20 protein-coding genes are annotated in these 21,780 nt (G+C 47.9%); 7 read left to right on the top strand and 13 right to left on the bottom strand.

Features of this window, described 5'->3' with window-relative positions:
• Nucleotides 1–44 precede the first annotated feature (44 nt).
• The 9 genes from WH37_RS20465 to WH37_RS20425 all read right to left on the bottom strand — a co-directional run bounded on the left by WH37_RS20465 (nt 45) and on the right by WH37_RS20425 (nt 9,791).
• On the bottom strand, nt 45–1,031 hold the full coding sequence (locus WH37_RS20465) for an ABC transporter ATP-binding protein (protein WP_046232490.1): 987 nt from the start codon (nt 1,029–1,031) through the stop codon (nt 45–47).
• A complete protein-coding gene (locus WH37_RS20460; protein WP_046232489.1) occupies nt 1,028–2,017 on the bottom strand; it encodes an ABC transporter ATP-binding protein in 990 nt (329 codons plus the stop codon). Before WH37_RS20460 ends, WH37_RS20465 begins: the two co-directional genes overlap by 4 nt.
• 43 nt (nt 2,018–2,060) lie before the next feature.
• Nucleotides 2,061–2,918 (bottom strand): ABC transporter permease, encoded by an 858-nt coding sequence (locus WH37_RS20455; protein ID WP_046232488.1) that lies wholly within the window; start codon nt 2,916–2,918, stop codon nt 2,061–2,063.
• 29 nt (nt 2,919–2,947) lie between these two features.
• Entirely contained in the window at nt 2,948–4,495 is a 1,548-nt protein-coding gene (locus WH37_RS20450; protein ID WP_052737106.1) for an ABC transporter substrate-binding protein, read from the bottom strand.
• Nucleotides 4,496–4,593: 98 nt separating this feature from the next.
• On the bottom strand, nt 4,594–5,514 hold the full coding sequence (locus tag WH37_RS20445; protein WP_046232486.1) for an ABC transporter permease: 921 nt from the start codon (nt 5,512–5,514) through the stop codon (nt 4,594–4,596).
• Nucleotides 5,515–5,531: 17 nt separating this feature from the next.
• On the bottom strand, nt 5,532–6,065 hold the full coding sequence (locus WH37_RS20440; RefSeq protein ID WP_046232485.1) for an OsmC family protein: 534 nt from the start codon (nt 6,063–6,065) through the stop codon (nt 5,532–5,534).
• Nucleotides 6,066–6,246: 181 nt separating this feature from the next.
• Nucleotides 6,247–7,116, bottom strand: coding sequence for a LysR family transcriptional regulator (locus WH37_RS20435; RefSeq protein ID WP_046232484.1), 870 nt, complete (start codon nt 7,114–7,116; stop codon nt 6,247–6,249).
• Between the two features lie 85 nt (nt 7,117–7,201).
• Nucleotides 7,202–7,999, bottom strand: coding sequence for a glutamate racemase (gene murI / locus WH37_RS20430; RefSeq protein WP_046232483.1), 798 nt, complete (start codon nt 7,997–7,999; stop codon nt 7,202–7,204).
• A 196-nt stretch (nt 8,000–8,195) separates the two neighbouring features.
• Nucleotides 8,196–9,791, bottom strand: a complete 1,596-nt coding sequence (locus WH37_RS20425) for a M4 family metallopeptidase (protein ID WP_046232482.1) — start codon at nt 9,789–9,791, stop codon at nt 8,196–8,198.
• A gap of 815 nt (nt 9,792–10,606) precedes the next feature.
• Here WH37_RS20425 and WH37_RS20420 point away from each other — a divergent pair.
• Nucleotides 10,607–11,158, top strand: coding sequence for a hypothetical protein (locus WH37_RS20420; RefSeq protein ID WP_046232481.1), 552 nt, complete (start codon nt 10,607–10,609; stop codon nt 11,156–11,158).
• A 177-nt stretch (nt 11,159–11,335) separates the two neighbouring features.
• Here WH37_RS20420 and WH37_RS20415 read toward each other — a convergent pair whose 3' ends face one another.
• Nucleotides 11,336–12,853 carry a DHA2 family efflux MFS transporter permease subunit gene (locus tag WH37_RS20415; RefSeq protein ID WP_046232480.1) on the bottom strand — a complete coding sequence of 506 codons (1,518 nt, stop codon included), beginning with the start codon at nt 12,851–12,853 and terminating at the stop codon, nt 11,336–11,338.
• Nucleotides 12,854–12,869: 16 nt separating this feature from the next.
• Nucleotides 12,870–13,391 carry a PadR family transcriptional regulator gene (locus WH37_RS20410; RefSeq protein WP_052737105.1) on the bottom strand — a complete coding sequence of 174 codons (522 nt, stop codon included), beginning with the start codon at nt 13,389–13,391 and terminating at the stop codon, nt 12,870–12,872.
• 313 nt (nt 13,392–13,704) lie between these two features.
• Between WH37_RS20410 and WH37_RS20400 the strand changes: the two genes are divergently transcribed.
• The 6 genes from WH37_RS20400 to WH37_RS20375 all read left to right on the top strand — a co-directional run bounded on the left by WH37_RS20400 (nt 13,705) and on the right by WH37_RS20375 (nt 20,079).
• On the top strand, nt 13,705–14,649 hold the full coding sequence (locus WH37_RS20400) for a serine hydrolase domain-containing protein (RefSeq protein WP_046232478.1): 945 nt from the start codon (nt 13,705–13,707) through the stop codon (nt 14,647–14,649).
• A gap of 82 nt (nt 14,650–14,731) precedes the next feature.
• Entirely contained in the window at nt 14,732–16,285 is a 1,554-nt protein-coding gene (locus WH37_RS20395; protein WP_231594300.1) for a spore germination protein, read from the top strand.
• Between the two features lie 53 nt (nt 16,286–16,338).
• Nucleotides 16,339–17,502, top strand: coding sequence for a Ger(x)C family spore germination protein (locus WH37_RS20390; RefSeq protein ID WP_052737104.1), 1,164 nt, complete (start codon nt 16,339–16,341; stop codon nt 17,500–17,502).
• 22 nt (nt 17,503–17,524) lie between these two features.
• The gene (locus WH37_RS20385; protein WP_046232477.1) at nt 17,525–17,770 is read left to right on the top strand and encodes a hypothetical protein; all 246 of its coding nucleotides are present in this window, start codon (nt 17,525–17,527) and stop codon (nt 17,768–17,770) included.
• Between the two features lie 28 nt (nt 17,771–17,798).
• Nucleotides 17,799–18,893 (top strand): GerAB/ArcD/ProY family transporter, encoded by a 1,095-nt coding sequence (locus WH37_RS20380; protein WP_046232476.1) that lies wholly within the window; start codon nt 17,799–17,801, stop codon nt 18,891–18,893.
• A 91-nt stretch (nt 18,894–18,984) separates the two neighbouring features.
• Complete coding sequence (locus WH37_RS20375) at nt 18,985–20,079, top strand: GerAB/ArcD/ProY family transporter (RefSeq protein WP_046232475.1); 1,095 nt, start codon at nt 18,985–18,987, stop codon at nt 20,077–20,079.
• Here the strand turns inward: WH37_RS20375 and WH37_RS20370 are convergent.
• Nucleotides 20,069–21,205 carry an SGNH/GDSL hydrolase family protein gene (locus tag WH37_RS20370; protein ID WP_046232474.1) on the bottom strand — a complete coding sequence of 379 codons (1,137 nt, stop codon included), beginning with the start codon at nt 21,203–21,205 and terminating at the stop codon, nt 20,069–20,071. The genes WH37_RS20375 and WH37_RS20370 overlap by 11 nt on opposite strands.
• A 49-nt stretch (nt 21,206–21,254) precedes the next feature.
• The gene (locus tag WH37_RS20365; protein ID WP_046232473.1) at nt 21,255–21,707 is read right to left on the bottom strand and encodes a GNAT family N-acetyltransferase; all 453 of its coding nucleotides are present in this window, start codon (nt 21,705–21,707) and stop codon (nt 21,255–21,257) included.
• Nucleotides 21,708–21,780: the final 73 nt, after the last annotated feature.

Below are 21,780 nucleotides of genomic sequence, written 5' to 3'. Positions count from 1 at the left end.
CTAAATATTATTTCCTGCCTTTCATTTAACGCCAGCCTGCGGCTCTACAGCGGAAAATGGCAGGCAACGCCATGCTTATCCGTATGCTGCTGGAATGCAGGAGCCTCTTTCCTGCAAATATCCTGGACAAACGAACAGCGTGTATGAAAGCTGCAGCCTCCAGGCGGATTAGCCGGGCTTGGAAGATCGCCTTGAAGGATGATGCGCTCCTTCGTTTCTCTCGGATGAGAGACCGGAATAGCTGACAGCAGAGACTTCGTGTAAGGATGCTTGGGACGGGCGAACAATTCATCCCGCTGCGCCAGCTCAACAATTTTGCCCAAATACATGACCGCAATTTTCTCGCTTACGAACTTCACGGATGCCAGGCCATGGGCGATAAAAATATACGTTAGTCCATATTCCTTCTGCAGCTTCTTGAGCAGATTCAGGATCTGTGCCTGAATGGAAACATCGAGCGCAGAAACCGCCTCATCGCAAATAATCAGCTTGGGATTTAGCGCAAGCGCTCTTGCGATGCCTATGCGCTGACGCTGCCCACCGCTAAACTCATGGGGATAGCGGTTCAAATGATGCTCGCTTAGCCCTACGGTTTCCAGCAGCTCGATAATCCGGCTCCTTAATTTGGCGCCATCTGTTAGACCATGAATAAGGAGAGGCTCGGCAATCGCATCCTTGATCTTCATTCGCGGATTTAATGAGGCATAAGGGTCCTGGAAAATCATTTGCAGATCAGCCCGAACCTTGCGTAGCTCCTTGCCGCCCAGCCCCGTCAATTTGCGCTGGTCAAACCAAACCTCGCCTGCTGTCGGCTCCTGCAGCTGCAGAATCAGCTGTCCCGCAGTAGATTTGCCGCAGCCTGATTCGCCAACAATACCAAGCGTCTCCCCTTTATGGACTGAGAAGCTAAGTCCGTCCACTGCGCGGACGTAGCCCGTTTTTTTGGAAAACGGCCCTATTTTGAATGGATAATATTTGGTCAGCCCCTTGACCTCAAGCAGCGGCCTTTCCTCGGAAATGAGTGAATTCATACAACCTCCCCTTTATCTGCCGGACCCGGGTGAAAGCAGCGAACCGAATGCCCGGGTTCTCTAAGCTCCAGCTCAGGCTTCCTCTGGCGGCATTCCTCGGTGACGCCTGGACAGCGTGCTTGAAACGCGCAGCCCGTGGGAAGCTTGAGAAGATGCGGAACCGTACCGGAAATCGAATACAGCTCCTCCTGATGCTCCTTGATCTGTGGCAATGATCGCAGCAAGCCAATGGTATAGGGATGAAGCGGACGGTCGAATAAATCATCCACGAGCGCTTCCTCGACAATCTCTCCCGCATACATCACAGCTACGCGATCCGCCATTTCTGCTACAATTCCCAGATCGTGTGTAATTAAAATAACGCCCATCCCCAGCTTGGCGCTCAGTTGCCTGATCAGCTCCAGGATTTGCGCCTGAATCGTCACATCAAGCGCTGTCGTCGGCTCATCGGCAATAAGCAGCTTGGGGTGGCAGGCTAATGCCATTGCAATCATCACCCGCTGTCTCATACCGCCTGACAATTGATGCGGAAAATAACGCAACGCTTTATCCGGATGGGGGATGCCGACCAGCTTTAGCAATTCTACGCTTCGCCGGCAGGCTTCTTTCCTGTTCACTCCCATATGCACTTGCATCGCTTCTGAAAGCTGGCTGCCAACTGTGAATACCGGATTCAATGAGGTCATCGGCTCCTGAAAAATCATCGAAATTTCATTGCCGCGAATTTTTCGCAGTTCTCTTTTATTCATCGCCAGGAGATTGCGGCCCTCCAGCTCAATTTTACCGCCTACCACCTTGCCCGGCTGATCAACAAGCCCAATTATAGAGAGCGAGGTGACGCTCTTGCCAGAGCCCGACTCGCCGACAATACATAATGTTTCCCCTTTCGCCACACTGAACGAGACGCGGTTAACCGCCGGAATAGTCCCTTCCCTGGTGACGAACGAGGTCTGCAGTTCCTTTACCTGAAGCAGCGCTTCTGGCATGCTACTCTACCTCCCTCTATAATGCAACTAACTGTCCTATCCCTTAATTCAGCTTAGGGTCCAGCCAATCCCGTAGCCAATCCCCGACAAATATAATCGCGAGCACCGTTATGGTAATGGCGATTCCAGGAAAGGTCGCCACCCACCAGTTCGTCGCCAAATACTGCCGGCCGTCGCTCAGCATGCCGCCCCACGACACTGCGGGAGATTGAATGCCAAGCCCAAGGAAGCTGAGCGCGGCCTCGGAAATAATGACGCGCCCTATGCTGAGGGTAGAAATCACAATGAAGGAGGAGATGACATTCGGCATAATATGCAAGCGAATAATACGGGAATCCTTCGCCCCTACTACCCTCGCCGCCCGCACATAATCACGCTCGCGCACACTTAGCACCTCACTTCTGACCATCCTCGTATAGCTCACCCAGCCCGTAATGCCAATAACAAATATAAGCGTTCCTATGCCCTCGCCAAGAACGAACATGAACAGCATCATAAACAGAATTGTAGGGATAGCCAGAAAAGCATCCACAATCCGCATAATGACAGCATCAATCCAGCGGCCATAATACCCAGCTATTAATCCAAGCGCAATGCCGATAAAACCCGAGACGGCGACGGAGCAGAAGCCGACGATGAGCGAGACTCTGGAGCCATGAACGATTCTGCTCCAAATATCTCTGCCCAGATTATCCGTTCCCAGCAGAAATTCCGTCGTTCCTCCCGCTGCCCATGAGGGCGGCACCAGCTTTCTTGTAATATTGGCCTGAGCAGGATCATACGGCGCTATCAGCGGGGCTGCAATGGAAATACAGATAATAACGAGAAGAACCGCCAGCCCCGCAGCACCTGTCTTGCTTTGCGTTATATTTTTCAAGCCAGCCTTGAATACTTTTAGCATATCAGCGTCTCCCTTCGATAAAGGAAACGTTACTCGTCTTCCTTCAGCTTGATGTCATCGGCATAGAACATCTCATCCGTACGTGGCGTAAAGTCAATTCGATTATTGACCCCGTAATTAAACTTGTTCTGATACAAGAAAATCCGTGGACGATCCTGTGCCAAAATCGCTTGTGCGCGCTCATACTGCTCTGCTCTTTCTTCATCATTCAGATTGGTAGCCGCTGCCTTCAGCAGTTCATCCACCTCTTTATTACTATAATCCGTCTGGCCTGCGGCATTTTCTGTTATAAAGATTTCGAGCTGCAGCGGCGCTTCGAACATCGAGTTTCCTTTGCCCTGCAAAGCCAGTTCCTTAAACGTATTGGAATTATCCCGCTGCTTGTATTGCGTTTGTTCCAAAATTTCCAGATTAACCTTAAAGCTCGCTTCCGTCAGATAAGCAGCCAAAGTCTCAGCCACTTCCTTCGTGCTGGCCGGGCTGCTTAAAGTCAGCTCGACTCCATCCGGGTAGCCCGCCTCCGCCAACAATTGCTTGGCACGCTCCACATTATATATATCCGTATTGAATAGCTCCGGGCTATGGCCAAGAATGCCTGGTCCAATCGCCTCCTGTGTTGGTACGCCAGCGCCTCCAAGCACATTGTCAATTACGGCTTTCTTATCAATAGCCAGTTCAATAGCTTCCCGCACCTTCGGATTCTCCGTCACCGTTCCCGGTGTCTGACGAACGAGCAGGCTCTGTACACGCGCGCTTTCCTTATCAACGTAATATGTAGAGCCGCTATCCTTTACTCGCTGAATATCCCCTGGAGGAATGATGACGGCAATGTCTATGGAACCTGTAAGCAGCTCGGATATACGCGTAGTAGATTCGGGAATGGTTCGGAACACTACCCGGTCCCAATTCGGCTTTTCACCGTGATAATCCGTATTCTTAACCAGCTCAATGCGATCATCCTTAATCCATTTGCTGAACTTGTAAGGACCTGTTCCTACAGGATCGTCCATAAACCCTTTCACACCCACCTTCTCGAAATATGCGGCAGGAAGAATGCCGGAGCTGATCCGGCTAAGGCGCGCGAGCAGAATCGGGTCGGGCTCCTTCGTAATCACATCTACCGTGAACTCATCAATGACATTGACCTGATCGATGTTGGAATATGAAGAATAGTCCACCAGTGACTTATCCTTAGCCACCCGCTCCAGCGTAAATTTCACATCGGCGGCTGTGAACGGATCTCCGTTGTGGAATTTAACGCCTTCCTTCAATTTGAATCTCCACGTCAGATCATCCGTCCGTTCCCAAGAGACAGCTAGACCTGGAAGCTTCTTCCGGGGATCGTCACCATCCTTCTTGACCAAATACTCGAAAATATTGACATGAATTGATTCCGTCTGCGTATTGCCGTGATTATGAATATCGAATGTGACATTATCAATCGTATTGCCGATCGTCAGAACCTTCTCTTGCTGCGCTCCCTCCTCCTTGCTGCCGGACGTACCGCCGCTGCATCCTGTTGCTATCAGAATAAAAGCAAACCAAACGATAGAAATATGGCGTAATTGCTTCATCATTGCTCTCCTCTCAATCTCTGCCCTTACCCAAAATCACATTTAATCGATTTGTTTAGTTGGTTTAATTTCCGAAAAAGAACGCTAATCCGTCTTCGCAGCTATCGATTGTACTTAATACGCGGATCGAGCGCCCTATAAGCGATGTCCGTTGCCAGATTAATCAAAATGACCATAAGCGCTATTACAAAGACAGACGCTTGGACAATCGCCATATCATGGCTGTTGATCGCCTGAACAATCAGCTGCCCCATGCCTGGCCAGGAAAACACAGTTTCCACCACCAGCGAGCCGCCGACCAGATTCGTCAGTTGCAAGCCTGTAATGGTTACTACCGGAATAAGTGCATTTCGCAAGGCATGCTTATTGATCACGATCATTTCCCGAAGCCCTTTGCTGCGTGCTGTCCGGATATAGTCCTGCCCAATAATTTCCAGCATGCTGGAACGGACCAACCGGGTCATTTCTGCCGCTATGCCTGTCCCAAGCGTAATCGCCGGCAAAATAAGATAAGAAAAGCCGCCTCTGCCCGATACTGGCGTCCAGCCCATCTGAACGGCGACAATTAAGATCAGCATAATGCCCACCCAGAAGCTCGGCATCGCTTTGCCTAATACAGAAACACCGGAAATAAACAGATCAAAAACCGAGTTGCGCTTCACCGCCGACCATATGCCAAAAGGAATCGCAATACAGCAGGCAACCAGCATTGATGCAGCTGCGAGTTCAAAGCTGGCTGGCAGCCGCTCCAGCACGATAGGCAGCGCAGCTTCGCCATAACGGAAAGAGTTGCCGAAATCCCCCTGCAGCAGATTAGACAAGAAAATATAATATTGCACGTACAGCGGCCGATCGAGACCAAGCGCCTGGGTCAATATTTCACGATCCTCCGCACTTGCCGTATCAGGCAGCATCATCGCTACCGGATCACCGGTCACATGAACAAGAATAAAAACAATCAACGTAATAATGAACAGGACCGGTACGATCTGCAATAACGTTCTATAAATATATATGCCCATTCATCCACTTCCTCTACTTACTCACTTTTGCCGCCTGTGTGAACAACCTCTCCCGTAATGGCCTGGGGATTGCGTAGCAGATTATAGATCGGACATACGCGCTCGACAGCCTCGTGCAGCCCTTTGATCGTTTCCTCCGATTCCTCAGAAACGATGTGCAGTTTGTAGCTGATGTTATGCGGATAAATCGGAACCTCTTCGAAGCCTTCTTCCCCTGCAAGCGGATGCTGCTCACCGTGCACCTCTACCTCTAGCGACTCTAAAGACACACCGAGCTTGGCAGCCTGAATCAGAGTAATATGCGTCAGGCAGCTTCCGAGTACACCCAGCTGAATCTCTGGGGAGCTGGGGCCAAGACTGTATCCAGCAAAGTTCTCAGGACTGTCGCTAATGATTTGAAAATCGCGAATGCGTATTTCCCGTACCCCGCTGCGGCCTGATGCGCGCACATTGGCTGAATATGTATTCGGCTTGGGATCGGCTTTTGCCGCTTCATGCAGCGCTATAGCCGCCTCTCTCTTTTGTACCAAATATTCATTTAACGTACTCATTGTTTTATCCGCCTCCATTTTTTTATCATTTCACTTATTCAACTTTACACATCGTTTTAATTGGTTTTAAACCAAAAAAATAATGCCTGAATCTTTATACTACTGTAATGCATATCTTCACATAGATAAAATCGAAATTTTTGATGCTCCGCCATATCAAATATCTATGACAATCCCTGCCTTATAATATTTTTTGGAAATCTAGCTGCTTCACAAAATTCACGAAAGCCTTTACCACGTTTAATTGCATCGATTCCTCATGGTAAAACATCCATGTATAACGAATAATAGGTTTGCCTTCTTTATTTTTAATTTCCACCTTTGTAAGCAAATTCTCATGAAAATACATACTGGGCATAATCGCATAGCCCAAACCGTTTACTATCATTTCCCGGCAGGCATCGATCTGATCCACCTCCATCCCGACGAGCGGAGGCACCGAATAGTTTTCGGCCCACCAATTATCAATAGAAGCTTTCAAAACGTAATCCGTTTTGTAATCGATTCTTGGCCTATAGGGCAGTTCATCCAATTGAATCTCATTTTTCGAGACGATGCATAGCGTATCCTGAAATAAGAAATGCTTCTCTTCATTCCAGGCATAGTCTCCCCTGATAAAACCGATATGGACATCCTGATTGAAAATAAGCTGATGAATAGCCTTGCTTTGGCCCGCAATGACCTTATATTCCACGTCAGGATATTGCTCCTTGAACATTTTCAAAACCGTAGGGAGCTTGTTTTTCGTAAAAAAGAAGCCGACTCCCAGCCTCAGGGTCCCTGTCACCCGGTTTTCCATATTCAATAAATCATCTTTTATTTTCTGATATTTCTTTAACATTTCCTCGGCCGTTTTGACCATATATTCCCCTTGAGGCGTAAAATCAACACCCCGTCTGCCCCTTTGAACCATCGTTACGCCAAATTCCTTCTCTATTTGCTGAAGCCTGCTGGTTAATGCTGGCTGCGACATGAACAAGCTTTGGGCGGTCTTCGTAATATTCTTATGTTTATATAACGCATTCAGTATCAGCCAATCCCGATCTTCCATTGCAGCAGCCTCCTTGACCATTCAACCATTGCAGCTGCAGATTGCTCTACCCGCAACCTGCCGCCGCACTAGGACATTCTTTTCATTAATTCATGATTTCTTCATTCAGTACGTTGCTCTCGCTGATCAATTCAAATGCTGTTCGTATTTTCTCAATATAGGCAGAATCATTGCCGGTACACATAAAGCGAACGCTGCCGCTTCGTACGCCGCCTACCATGCCAACACGGCTTAGCAGCGCCATAAGGCGTTTTACCGTTCCCACATTGCCATCTATAATCTGAATGTGCGGCGGCAATATTTCGCGGAGCAGCCCTTTGTAGAAGGGATAATGGGTACAGCCCAGCACGACCATGCCATAACGGTCCAAATCATAGTCAGCAAGCTTGGAGTAGAAATAGTCGCTCATAATGCTCTTGTCGAACTGCAAGTCCTCGCAATAGCCGACGAGCTCCGGAAGGGGTAAGGAATCTACAATCCCCTCATCATCCACACGTGAGACAAGCGCATAATACTTTGGCTGCTGCAACGTTAACGGTGTCGCGAACACCAGCACCCGCTTCCCTGTCTTGCGGTTCATCTCAACTGCTGGTTTGACTGCCGGCTCCATACCAACAATGGGGAAAGAGTACTTTGTTCGCAGTTCGGCAACAGCAATACTAGTAGCCGTATTGCAAGCTACAACCAGCGCATCCATCCCTTCACCAACCATCGTCTCAACAGCCTCCAAAATATAGGCTCTGACTTCCTCCTTAGACTTCGTTCCATAAGGCACGTGCAAATTATCAGCCATAAAAAGATAATCCTGAGCGGGAAGGCGTCGAATCGCCTCAGCCATTACGGTTAGCCCGCCAATGCCCGAATCCAAAAAACCGATTTTCATTTTTATCGATCCCTAACTTATGTAATAAATACTTATACAAGCATAGCGCGATAGCTGGCTATAGGCAATACCAGCAAAGAAGATAATAAGCAGCTTTCGACTATGAAACTTATAAACTCTTTTTCAAAAAAAGGACCAACCAGAAGTTCCTGATTGGCCTTTCTTCCATATTCTATTTCATTTTACTTCTATTCTTTTAATATACGCCTACCGCATTATAAGCTTGTTTAACTGACGCTACTTGCGTCGAAGATGCGCCGTACAGCTCCGTTGCCGATTGGATTACTGCTGCACGTGTGGCGGAGAAATTAGAGAATGTCGACAAATAGTACACAAGCGCATTGTAGTAAATTTGTACCGCTTGTTCCCTGCCAATACCCGTGACCGTCACCCCGCTGAACGTTCCGCCTTGCGCCAGCAAATAAAACGCCTTGTTGTTAATGCCGCTATTTATATGCACGCCGCCATTGTCAGCGGAACCCGTATAGCGGTTGTTGTAATGTGCGGGCTGATTATACAAAGTCGGATTTGCTAGCGAGCGGAGCGCATCTCCCGAAATGCCTGGCGTATACACATCATCCCCAATCAACCAGCCGTCCCCTTCAATGGAGTTGCCGATAATATCGGAAATCGATTCATTAATGGCTCCCGATTCGCCGTAATACTCCAGATTAGCCGTATATTCCGTTACGCCATGCGTAAACTCGTGACCGACTACATCCAAATCGCCAGACAGCGGCACAAAGGTGACACCATCGCCATCGCCGTATACCATTTGCACGCCATTCCAGAACGCATTGTTATAGTTTGTATAATAATGGACCGTGGAACGGAGCTGCAGACCATTGTTGTTCAAGCTGTTGCGGCCGAACTTCTGCCAATAATAATCATAGGTTTTAGCTGCATAAGCATGAGCATCAACGGCCGCTCCGTCCGTCCAAATGTTCGTTGATCTGGAGAAGATCGTTCCTGGAAGCGACAGTCCATTATTTGCATTGTAGGTTACGATTCCGTTCCCCCGCGTTGTATCATACAGCTGATAAGAGGAGCCTACCAGCCTTGTTTCAAACGTTTTGCTATCTCCGTTAACACCTGTTCCCGTACCCGTTATATGATGCAAAATATTATATTTAAACAATACGCTGCCTGTCTCTGCCGCGATAAAATATCTGAACCGCAGCGGTTCGGGCTCTAGCACGTTCACTTCTGTAATGTAAGACAATACGGGTTCGCCGTCCTGCACGAAATAATACAAATCTGCTTTAGGAGTCGTTTGCGGCTCGCCAAGCGCGCCGTACTCCTGCGCCACATCAGCCTCGGCGGCGGCAATCGCGTCTGCTTCGCTAATCGGGATTACCGGAGCGAGCGTTTGCGGCAGCTTGTCCTGCACATTTTCAACAACGCTTCCAAGCAGTGACGTCACCTGTCCCTCACTGTCAACATGCAGCGTTTGATCGGCACCATATACAGGAATGCCCGACGCATATTGACTCAGCCTAAAATGGATCGTCCCGGTTAAACTATTGGTCTGCTGCTCTACAATGCGGAAATGATCACGAATGTCGCCCTCTGTTCCCACATTCAACCTGTCTCTTACACTCTCCAAATAGCCCCACACCTTTTCCTCAGGCGATACGGCCAAAGGAGCTACCCAATCCGGTGCCGTAATAAAAATTTGCGAGGAATCAGCAAATAGATCGCTTGGATCGCTATTTTCTTCTGCTGCGACTAGCGAAGCGAAGGAACCAAATACCAGCATACCTGCAACAATGGAAGCTACTTTCTTTTTCATAATAAACACTCCTCCAATATGAATACTAGGATTTAAGTGCAAGCGAATTCCTGTTGAGTTTACATTCTGGCTAATTCCAAAGCTGTTATCTGGGATGAGAGACGGTTGCGACGGACGATTTAACTTACTTTACTAGCAGCCAAGCTCCAACCTATCACCTGCCTAATAAGGAAATTTTTACAATCTTTTGAAGCTGATTTTATATTACACGAGACTCTATCATTTGTGAAGCTTTTTTTGATATTTTTGGAAATTTCTTCTAACCTTCTATGTCAGATTACGCCTTTCTTTCTACTATGCGACTACTTCTTACGCTTGCAATAATAAAAGCTCACGCTCTGAATATAGGCTGTAATGCCGATCCAGAGCGTAAGCTTTTTATCGCGGTACGCTGTGCAGCCATGCTGCTGCTTTCCAGTCTGGCTGCACAGCAGCCTAGGTATTTAGCTGCTGGCTGTTAAAGGAAACTACCCGCTATTTAAAGCTTTCATCTTCGATGCTTAGAAGCAGGCAAAGCCCCTTTCGTTGTTTAGTCTGCGCTGCTCGGCAAAGCCGTCGCACCAAATGCCACGAAGAAATTTTCCCGCCATTTCAGCTCCCATATCAAGGCTGGTCACCTTCTCGCTCATCGCTAGTACATTGGCGTTGTTAATGAGTGCTCAGGACTATCTTATCGTAAATAGGACCCTAAAATTATTTTTCTTCTCTTTTACAAATTAGAGGAAATAAACGTTTTGAAAAAAGGATTTTGGAAAACTTTGACGAATGATGAGAGGTGTAGAGAGACTATATAACTATAGATGGGAGTCATATTATTGCAAACACCACCTAGAAGACCAGGAACGTCGCCCTACAGGCCTGGGCAGCCCACAGCAGCACGGCCTACCAGTGCGCAAACGCAAAGGCCAGTCGCCAATCCGCGAGTTGCTTCCGCGCAAGCGACAACAGCAGCACGTCAATCTGTTCCTCCGGCTGCTGCGCAGCCCGCACCACAAGCAGCATCAGCCGCGAACAAAAAACAGCCAAAAAATAGGCTAGCGTTAGCGATTATATCGCTTATTTTTGGTATTATTAGCGTATTGCTGTGTGTTGGAGGCTTGCTCAGCTTTATTGGAACGGCGCTAGATCCTTATGCCAATGATACAGCTGGAATGGCAAGCGTCATTATATCTGCTGTTCTTATTTTCATTTTCAGCTTGCTTGGATTTATATTTGGCTTGGCAGCAAAACGCTCCTCAAGCGGCAAAGGCATGGCGATTGCAGGCATCATTTTATCCGCTCCTCCGCTGTTTCTGACGGTACTTGGAGTAGGTGGCGTTATTTTTGCCGGGATATTCGCCATGTATAGCGCTCCAAGCTTTTCATAAAAACAAAATAAGCCTAAGCATTCGACATTGGAATGCTTAGGCTTATTTTAAAATTTCAGACTTTCGTCCACTTGCACTCTCCTACTGCTTCAAAATCTCCGGCAGCACTTCGACAGATATATCGACGTAGCCATAACCCTTTGGATCCTCGATCAGCTTACAGCTTAGTTAACCTGCTCATGAAGCCTGTTTGGCAGCGGATTGTGCAGCCGGAATGTCATGCCGACCCGGACCTGCAACGAATGCTGCCACAATGCCAAGAACAGCGAATACCATACTTAACATAAATCCATGATTAATCGCAGTTCCCAAAGAATCACGCACGAAAGCAACAATTTCTTGCGGGACATTGTCCGCCCCACGCACGAGTTGTTCCGGATTCGCTAGCGTAGCAATCTGATCCTGTGAAATATGGTGCTCAGCCGCTCCATCCGACAGCAGCGTCTTCAAGTTGTTGTTGACTATCGTCGCCATAATCGATGCGCCGAGAACGCCGCCAATACTGCGCCAGAAACCAACTATGGACGAGCTAATGCCGATGTATTTGCGTTCCACGCTCGCCGCCATAGCTGTCTGCGACATGCTCATCAAAGGGCCGATAGCTCCAAGTCCGAGCAGTACCATAAGACCAATCATATACCACTTGGAAGCATCATGGCTAACCGTACTGAGCAAGTAGCTCACGACAACTCCGGCTGTCATTGTGAACGCAATAAGCGTCCGATAAGCAAATCTGGATTGCAAAAAACCAAACAGAACCGCTCCGGATATTAACGAAACCATCATCGGGGTCAACAGAGCGTTGGAGTTTTCCTGCCCTAATACAGCGGTTGAGAAAATCGGCAAATAAGCAATGGCCGAAAACATAATTGCTCCCTGACAGAGACAGGCGAGGCATAGCCCGACAACCATTCGATTTTTGAACAAAACTAATGGTAATATCGGTTCCTCTGCACGCAGCTCGACGAATATAAACAGCAAGCCGACGATAAGCGACACCGCAAACAGCGATAAAATTTGCCAAGACGTCCAAGCGTAGTCCTTGCCGCCCCACTCCAAAGCGAGCATCAGAGAAATGGTGCAAATGATGAGGAAAGCCGTACCTAAATAATCGATTTTTGGCTTCCGCTCCGAGCGAGATTCCTTGAGAGCAACGAGCAATACTAGGAAGGATACGATGCCAATCGGAACATTGACGTAAAAGCACCATCTCCAGCCCCATGCCTCTGACAACAGCGTCCCGATTTGCGGTCCTGCAACTGAGGATAAGCCGAAGATACCGGCAAAAACGCCGGCCATTTTGGCTGCTTGCTTCGGATCGGCGAACACCGTATAAATGATCGTGAAGCTGATCGGCAGCAGCGCTCCCGCACCAATTCCTTGAATAGCACGGAACACGATTAATTGTGTAATATCCTGTGCCATGCCGCATAAGGCTGAACCAATGAGAAAAATCGATATGCCAATGAGATAAAATAGCTTGCGGCCGAATAAATCGGACATTTTGCCAAAAACGAGCATCATGCTCGTTGAAGCGAGCATATAGGCGGTAAAGACCCAGCTGACCTGCTCAAATCCGCCAATGTCCTTAATGATGTGGCTTAGTGCCGCAGAGGTAATCGTGTTGTCGAGAGACGACATTAGCAGGCCGAGTGCCATAGCCAATACGATTAGCCCTGTTTTTTCCTTGGTCATGTTGAACCCCTTCTCCTTATAATTGAGCTTTCAGCTTTTGCAGTCCTTCTACTAAAATTCGGTGTGAGCTCTCCTGATTGGCAATACCGATTGTGATACATAGCTCTTGGGTAGCATTCATGTTGGGTTTCCAATTTGCGTAATCAGCCGTCAATCTTGCAATCTCTTCCTCCTGTTTGGCAATCGTTCTCTCCAGCCACTGGATCACTTGCCCTTGATCTGCCCATTTTCCAAAAACAAGCCTCACCATAAAATCGGATTTCGTTTCCACAGCCTGGATATCGCTTGTTAAATAAAGCATAAACTGTTCCCGGCCTGCTTCCGTGATCGTATATACGTTTTTATTCGGCTTGCCATCCTGCAAAATGCTCTCCTTCGTAATCAATCCCTGCTTCTCCATCTTGCCGAGCGTCGGATAAATCGTTCCATAGCTGGCATTGTAAAAATACGAAAACAGCGATTCAAATTTGTGCTTGATTTCGTAGCCCGAACAATTTTCATCCATTAAAATGCCCAAAATCACATCCTGGCTGTTCAAAAAATTCCCCCACCTTCTTTGCAAACATCATTGCGCAAGCCTATATTAACACAAAGTATATATCAGTTCAATATATTAATTAAAAGCATATATCGATAAAGTAGCCCATACCTGCATACTGTCATAAGTTACATAGTTTTATTTTCCACTGCTGACAATAGACACAACTGCTTGCCTTTACCCAGCAGCCAGATCAGGGATTGCTTATCCTTGTTTTTCGCTTCATTTCCCCCAAGCCTCTTCCATTTGTTTCTTTTCCGCGAACCCCCTATAATCGAAAGAACATATGGATGAGGAAAGTAGGAATATACAGATGAACCTGTCATCACTGCTCCCGGCTATTGAGCCGCTGGACTTAAGGAGCTGCCTAGTATCTTATAATGGCAAGCTTATTATAGAGCATTACCGAAATCATCGTACAAGAGAAGAAATTGCAAAAGTTAATTCCTGTACCAAAAGCGTCGTTTCTGCGCTGATTTGTATTGCTATGGACAAGCAGCTTTTGCCAGAGGCATCGACGGCAGCCGCTTTATATTTCCCCCAGCTTGCTGAAGATCCTGATCCGCGAAAAAAAGCGATCACGCTGGAGCATCTATTGACGATGTCTGCTGGCTTCAACTGGACGGAGTTCGGCGGGCAAAACTCCTTCCCTCGCATGACGCAAACGCCAAACTGGATACAATTTGCCTTGGAGCAGCCGTTATCGGATGAGCCTGGCTCACGCCTGGAATACAACTCAGGTCTTTCACAAATGCTGTCTGCTATTCTCGTACAAGCAAGCGGCATGACCACTGCTGCATTTGCCGAACGTTATCTGTTCCAGCCTCTAGGCATTTCACAATATGAATGGGAGCATGATCCGCAGGGCATTCATACAGGCGGCTTTGGACTGCGGCTGCTTCCAGCCGATATGCTGAAGCTCGGCCAGCTGTATTTGCAGCAGGGCGAATGGAATGGACGGCAGCTTATCTCTCAAGATTTAGTACAACGCTCCGTCTATCCTGCAATAGCCGCTGAATCTCCTCGCCGTGGCCGGTACGGCTGGCATTGGTGGGTCGATTCTTTTACAGCAGCTTCAGACTCCGCTTCGCCTTCTGCTTTCGATTTTTATTATGCTTTAGGATTCGGCGGACAGACGATTACCGTTGTTCCCAGCCTCAATATCGTCGCAGTCGTCACCAATGACAGGCTAAAAAGAGGCAAGCCTCCAGCAGATGTTTTCCGTCAGCACATTGCCCCGCTGCTCGTGCAGCAGTAATGCTTATGTCGTATAGTTTTTCAGGCCGCAAGCCATACTGGTAAATGTAAGAAATCAGGACATGGAAACTAGGTGAGCGCACATGACAACCGAAAATGGCCATACGGGGGCGAACACTCAGGAAACGATGCCGACCGTAACACAAAGTGGACCAGTAGGCAGTGGCAATGGGGAGCATCCGATCACCTCCATATTGGAGGACAATCTCCGTTATCTGGAATCTGTCTTTGACCGCAGCTCCGACATCATCTTTATGCATTGGCATTACGGTCCCGAAATGAAGCATAAAGCATGCTCGATCTACTACAGCTCGCTCATTCAAGACGATACCATTAACTATATGAAAATAACGCTGCAAGATCTTGTGACGCATGAAGTCGGACCTGGCATGGAAATCGGAATCGAGGACGTCCGTTTTTTCTTCGAGCAGCATGGCCCTTCCGGCAAAAAAGTACAGCTCGTAAGCGATCTAGATGCCGTCGTAAGCAGCATTTCCAGCGGACAGATGCTCATTCTATTCGACGAATGGAATCAGGCACTTAGCTTTAAAGCCCAGTCTGTAGAGACGAGACAGGTCAATGAGCCTGTCAATGAATCGGTCGTGCAGGGGCCCCGGGAAAGCACCGTTGAAAACTTGCAGAAAAATTTAGGACTGCTGCGGCTGCGGCTGAAAACGCCGAAATTCAAAATTGAGCTGATGAGCGGCGGGGGCGATACAAACACAACCGTCGCGTTCGGTTATTTGGAAGGCAAAGTGGATACCGAGATGCTCGCCGAGTTTAAGAAGCGAATGGAGCTCATTAAAACGGTAGATGTTTTAGAAACCTCCTATATCGAACAGCTTATTGAAGATTCCAGCTACTCGCCCTTTCCTCAGCATCGTTACACGGAAAGAACCGATATGGCTGTAGCGGGGCTGATAATCGGCAAAATCGTCGTGCTGGTGCAAGGAACAGGCGGCATGCTGATTTGTCCGGGTCTGTTCACCGAGTTTTTCCAGTCCAGCGAGGATTATTACCAGCGCACGGTAATTTCCACGATGATACGCTGGCTGCGGATACTTGCCTTTATTATCGCGTTGTCACTGCCCAGCATCTATATTGCGTTATCGACCTTTCATCCTGAGCTTATCCCGACAGTCCTGCTGCTCGCCGTGCTGAATGCGCGAGAGGGGCTGCCTCTACCCGCTTTCTTCGAGGCGCTGCTGATGGAATTTTTTTTCGAGCTGATGCGTGAGGCTGGCGTGCGTCTGCCAAGGACAGTCGGCTCCGCCGTAAGCATTGTCGGGGCACTTATCATCGGAGATGCAGCCATTAGCGCCGGAATCGCTTCCCCTATCATGGTTATCGTAGTAGCGCTGACAGGGATCGCCTCTTTCTCCATTCCACAATACGGCATCGCCATTGCGCTTCGTATTTTACGATTTCCGCTTATGCTATCCGCAGCGCTGCTCGGCGGGTTCGGGATGATGATTTGCTTCCTGTTTATTTTGCTGCATCTATGCAAGCTGAGGTCGCTTGGTCAGCCTTATATGGCTCCGCTCGCTCCTTTTCGGCTGGTCGAGCTTCGGGATATCATTATGAGAATCCCGCTTAAAAGGCTGCTGCGAAATCCGCAAAAAATGCATCGCCAATAAACGCATGCAGCCAACCGCATAGTCCTCAAAAAAATGAAAAAGAATGGATCAATATGAGAAAACAAACGGGCGTCTTTTCCCTTCCAACCTCGCTAATTATAACGCTAATTGCAATGACGCTTACGGGCTGCTGGAGCAAATATGAGCTGACCGAGCGCGGTTTTGTGATGGGCGTAGCGCTGGATGAAACGAAGGATGGCAAAATCGAAATGCTGACGCAAATTTATCGGCCCGCCTCGGTCGAAACTGGCAAATCGGCAACAACCCAAAAGTCGAGTGTCAGCATTCGAACACATGATGACACGGTGATGGAAGCGGTTCGCGACATTCCGATTCATTTGGGACGCAAAGCCCAGTGGAGCCACACAAGGGTCATTATTGTCGGAGAAAAGCTGGCCAGGAGTCAGGATTTGAGCAAAACGCTGGATCTTTTTTACCGCGATCATGAGCCGCGCAGCAGCGTTAAGCTGCTCATCTCCAAAGGCCCAGCCTATAAGCTGTTAGAGAAGCAGCCGCTCATTGAGCAAACGACGGCGCAGCAAATTTTGCGGACAGAGGAATTTTCTTTTCTCAACGCTGCTAAAACGATGGACTCTACTTTGCTGAGCTTACTGCTGCAAAGGGAAAGCGCACATCCCGATGCGATCCTCTCCTATGTGTACAACAATTCCAACCCGAAGGAGACGTTGTCTACCGCTGGGCTTGCCTTGATTAAGGAGGGAAAGCTGAAAAAAATTATGCCGCCGGATAAAGTCGAAGGGCTGCTTATGCTGCGCAACGACTATCATTCCGGCGTGCTTGAAATTCCATGCTCAGGGATGAAGGGCGAGAAGGAAACCGCCGAGGTGCTGTCGCTTCGTACAGCGATGAAAACGAAGGTGCAAAATGGCAAGCCGCAGGTGAGCTTTAAAATTAAAGGAGATCTAGCTATTACCGAGATGAAATGCACGTCAATTGTATCGTTTAAGGACGAGCAAAAATTTGTAGAGAAATTTTCCGCCGCCATTCTTCGGCAAACCGCGGGAACGCTTAAATTTTTGCAAAAAAACAAGCTTGAGGTTATCGGCATCGGCAACCAGCTGTACCGCCAAAGCCCAAAAGAGTGGCAGAAGCTTCAGCAGAACTGGGATGAGCAGTTCGCCCGGCTCCCAATAGAAGTTAAAGCGGAATTTAGGCTGGTGACAGGCGGAACGATAAACAGCAAGCCAGTCTCCTAGCTTAATAGAAAGGACAAACGGGATGTGGGAAAGAGCGCTAATTGTAGCAGTTTCTTTTGGGGGAATGCTGCTTTATGACGGCATCACGCTGCGCGGGAAAACGACTAAGAAGGATAAGTGGCTCTATGTCTTAATTACCGCGGGTTGCTTATATATGGGAATTGATTATGTCGTAAACAAGGACTGGCTTGATTATTTCGACGTTGTCGAACAAGTTTTGGGTGGACCTGCTAAACAGATCAATAGCATGCTGGGCGGACCGAATTAAGCACGAAAAGGAGAGGAGATCATTTGAATTGAATAAGCAAAAGGTCAGTTCTTTTCAAATGGGCGTGCTCTTCTTTGTGTTCATGACCGGCTCCTCCGTTATTTTCGTGCCTGGACCGCTAATTGGCAAAGCCGGGGCTGGAGCCTGGATCTCGTTGCTGCTGTCCGGCGCCGTTGGCTTTAGCATTCTGATGATGCTGCTTTATTTAAACCGCCGCTTTCCCGGCCTGGATTATATTGACTACAGCCGTGCATTAATCGGCAACGTGCTGACTGTGTTTTTTGGCCTCGCGACCATCTCCTATTTATTGCAAATGCAGGCGGCTATCGTCGTAGGCGTAGGCTTGTTCATGGTTGGCGCCATGATGAGAGAGACGCCCATGTATGCTTTCACTGCCCTGATTTTTCTCATTGCCGCCTGTACCGCACGCGCAGGAATTGAGGTAATGGCACGCATGTTCACCCTCATCATGCTCGCAACGACCTTTTTTATCGCTATCGTGCTGATTCTCGCAATACCCGAATACCAGCCGGAGCAATTGCTGCCGATTTTGCCTAAAGGTCTGCTGCCCGCAGTTTCCGGTGCTTATTATACGTTTGGCTTCCCGTACTCCGAGGTATTTTTGTTTGGCATGCTGCTGCCTTTCGTCACAGGGGACAAGCCGGGAAAAAAGCTGCTCAAATCGATGTCCTTCGCCTTCGGGGCCAATTTGCTTGCGCTTTGTACCGTAACGGTATGCGCTTTAATGGTATTTGGTCCCGTTTCGGCCGCTAGTCCGTTCATTCTGTATTCCGTCGCCCGGCTCGTAGAATTTCAGGAAATCATTCAACGCATTGAATCCATTATTGGCATCTCCCTCATTCTTGGCTCCTTTATGAAAGCGACCCTTTCCTTGTACGTACTCAGCTTGTTTATCGCAAAGCTTTGCCGATTAAAGGACAACAATACGCTCATTATTCCGCTTGCGCTGACAGGCTTTCTAATGGGGCTCGTCACCTATGACAGCAATACGCAGTGGGGCAGCATTGTTACGGGAATACATCCGCTATGGACCGGGCTCGCGCTGTTTGTTCCGCTGCTTATTCTGACGGTCGTGGCGGTCGCTCGGCTAGGGAAATCTTAGAGAAAAGACGCGATAATTGTAATGAGACGATGTGGGCCGCTTGGCTAAGGTGAACAAAATGAAGTACGCCAAAGAGAGGAGAGACTTTGAGTTGAATAAGCAAAAAATCAGTTCTTTTCAAATGAGTATTCTCTTTTTCGTTTTCATGACAGGTTCCTCGATTATTTTCGTTCCTGGCGGACTAATTGGCAAAGCAGAAGCAGGAGCGTGGATATCGCTGCTGCTGTCTGGCACGATTGGCTTCGCTATCCTCATAATGCTGCTCTATTTAAACTTCCGGTTTTCCGGTCTGGATTATATCGACTACAGTCGCAAGCTAATTGGAAGCTTCCTGACGATCATCTTTGGTTTTCTAACAATCACCTTTTTACTCCAAATGCAGGCGGCGATTGTGATTGATGTCGGGCTTTTTATGATAGGGGCGATGATGCGAGAAACACCAATCTATGCCTTCACCATCCTGATTTTCCTCATTGCCGCCTTAACGGCACGCGCGGGTATCGAGGTCATGGCGAGGATGTTCACTCTCATCATGCCTTTGACCACCTTTTTCGTCGTGATCGTACTCGTGCTCGTGCTGCCCGAATATCGTCCCGAGCAGCTGCTGCCCGTGCTGCCTAAAGGGCTGCTCCCAGTAGCTGCCGGAACCTATTATTCATTCGGCTTCCCGTTCTCAGAGGTTTTCTTATTCGGCATGCTGCTGTCATACACAGGGGAAGACCAGTCAAACAAGCAGTTGCTTAAGGCGATGTCACTGTCATTGGGGGCAAGCTTACTGGCACTTTGCACGGTAACGATATGTGCTTTAATGGTCTTCGGCCCCGTGTCGGCAGCCGGGCCGTTCATTCTGTTCTCCATTGCCCGGCTCATTGAATTTCAGGAAATTGTTCAGCGCATCGAATCCATTATCGGCATATCCCTCATTCTCGGCTCCTATATGAAAACGACCATTACCTTGTATGTACTCAGCCTATTTGTCGCCAAGCTTTGCGGCTTGAAGGACAATAACACGGTCATTATGCCGCTTGCCCTGACCGGCTTTCTGATGGGGCTGGTCAACTATGATAGCCATACACAATGGAGCAGCGTCATAACGAGTGTTCACCCGATCTGGAACGGACTTGTCATGTTCACCCCGCTGCTTATTTTGACCGTTGTCGCGAAGTTTCGGCCAACTAAGGCTTAGAGGAACGCAAAACTTCTTTTATATAACCCGTCAGCTCTCTGGCTGCTTTCTCATGGGCTAATCTGCCTGGATGCTGTCTTGCACCTAATGTTTCATCTATCGTATTGGGAAGCTGAAAAACGGATACCTGCTTATCCCCTGTTAGCATGTTGTAAGCATTTACAGCACGGTAGATAGCCGGCATCATCGGTAGGCCTAGCATGCCGTAGGCCCATATCAAACGCGCGTTAGGGTTATATTTTCTAATTTTAATAAGAAAACGCACAACCGCCTCCTCAAATGCCTTTACATCCTCTTCGTCATACGTGCCATCTTCCTTTAACCGTTGTTTGTAAGCTTTGCCGGTGACTGTGTCCACCCATTCCGAAGAATGAAAAGCGCCGCCATCATTCGTTCCCAAATTCACCACTACGACATCCGGCTGCCAGGAGTCAAAATCATTTTTTTCATGCGCGCCCAATGCTTTATTGTTCTCACCGGTAAGAAGGCCGCAAACCTGTTCGTAATACGCAGGAAGATTGGCAAACGGATTGTTATCCCAGCTAGAAAGTACGCCCCATCCGCTTTGAGAAAGGACACGGTATTCTGCATTCAGCGCTTCCGCTGTCATCGCCGTATAATTGTCTATGGCGCTAAACCACATCGGAATCCAGTCCGTCTCGGCTTTCGCTCCGATGGCCCCTTCTCCAGAAGTAATGCTGTCGCCTATAAATTCGATGCGATACGGTTTTTCTTCAATCGGTGTAAATTCGCCGTCAAACTTCACAGCGTGAATCTGCATCAGGCAGCCGGAATCTGCGCTCATCGCCTGTACATCCTTTACGATACGAACATTTTTAATCGCTGCCTTATCCATTCCTCTAAAAATACAAACCCAGTACCTGCCCGCCTTTAACATTTGTCTGCTGACCGGAACAGCGTTGATCACAACACTGATCCAAGGCTCATACTGCTCGTAATTCACCTCTACTTCAATCCAAAGCTCAGACCCTTGAGCATTTAATTCAACCGAGCTTCCCGTCCAAAATAACGTTAGCGGAGAAAGGTGGCCTGTCGTTCTTCCATGAACCTTTAGATGAGCGATATCCGATAACGCTTGTACCTTTAAGCGATCCTCATTTTGCATCGTATGCTCCTCCTCGTTTATTTAAATAAAGACTATTTTCTTATTTCGTTCATTCCACAGCTTTAAAGGAGTATGGTTTGCTGTACGAATAGTTTTTTTCGTAGATATCAATTTGATTATTGTGAATATCCAGCCCATCGCTAATTTTATGAAACCCATTTTTCTTCCAAAATGAAGCCCCTTTATGGTTGCCATTCTGAACACAAAGTCTGACTTTGTCTATACGTTGTGCTACCAATTCTTCTTCCAATAACTTCAATGCTAGTGTTCCGATGCCTGCCCTTTCATGTTCCTTATGAATAATAAGCAGTCCAATCCATGGATGATGATCATTAGGATTTTGCGGAAGATAAGTAATAATTCCAACGCATTCGTTATTTTCATTCAAGTGAAACATTTTTTCGCCATATTCGAGGTTCTTCTTGTTTTCTTCCCTAATATCTTCATCCGTTTGGAATTGTTTACCAATCACTAAAAGATTAAACTTAGGATGTGAATTCATAATCGCCTTTTGAATTTTTAAACTTTCTGTGGAGAGTGGATCGGATACTAACTTTAAGTTAATCAGCTGCTAC

Origin of the sequence: Paenibacillus algorifonticola (assembly GCF_000971975.1) — a bacterium.
In the GTDB taxonomy this organism is placed as follows: Bacteria; Bacillota; Bacilli; order Paenibacillales; family Paenibacillaceae; genus Pristimantibacillus; species Pristimantibacillus algorifonticola.
This window is presented reverse-complemented; position numbering and strand designations above follow the sequence as displayed.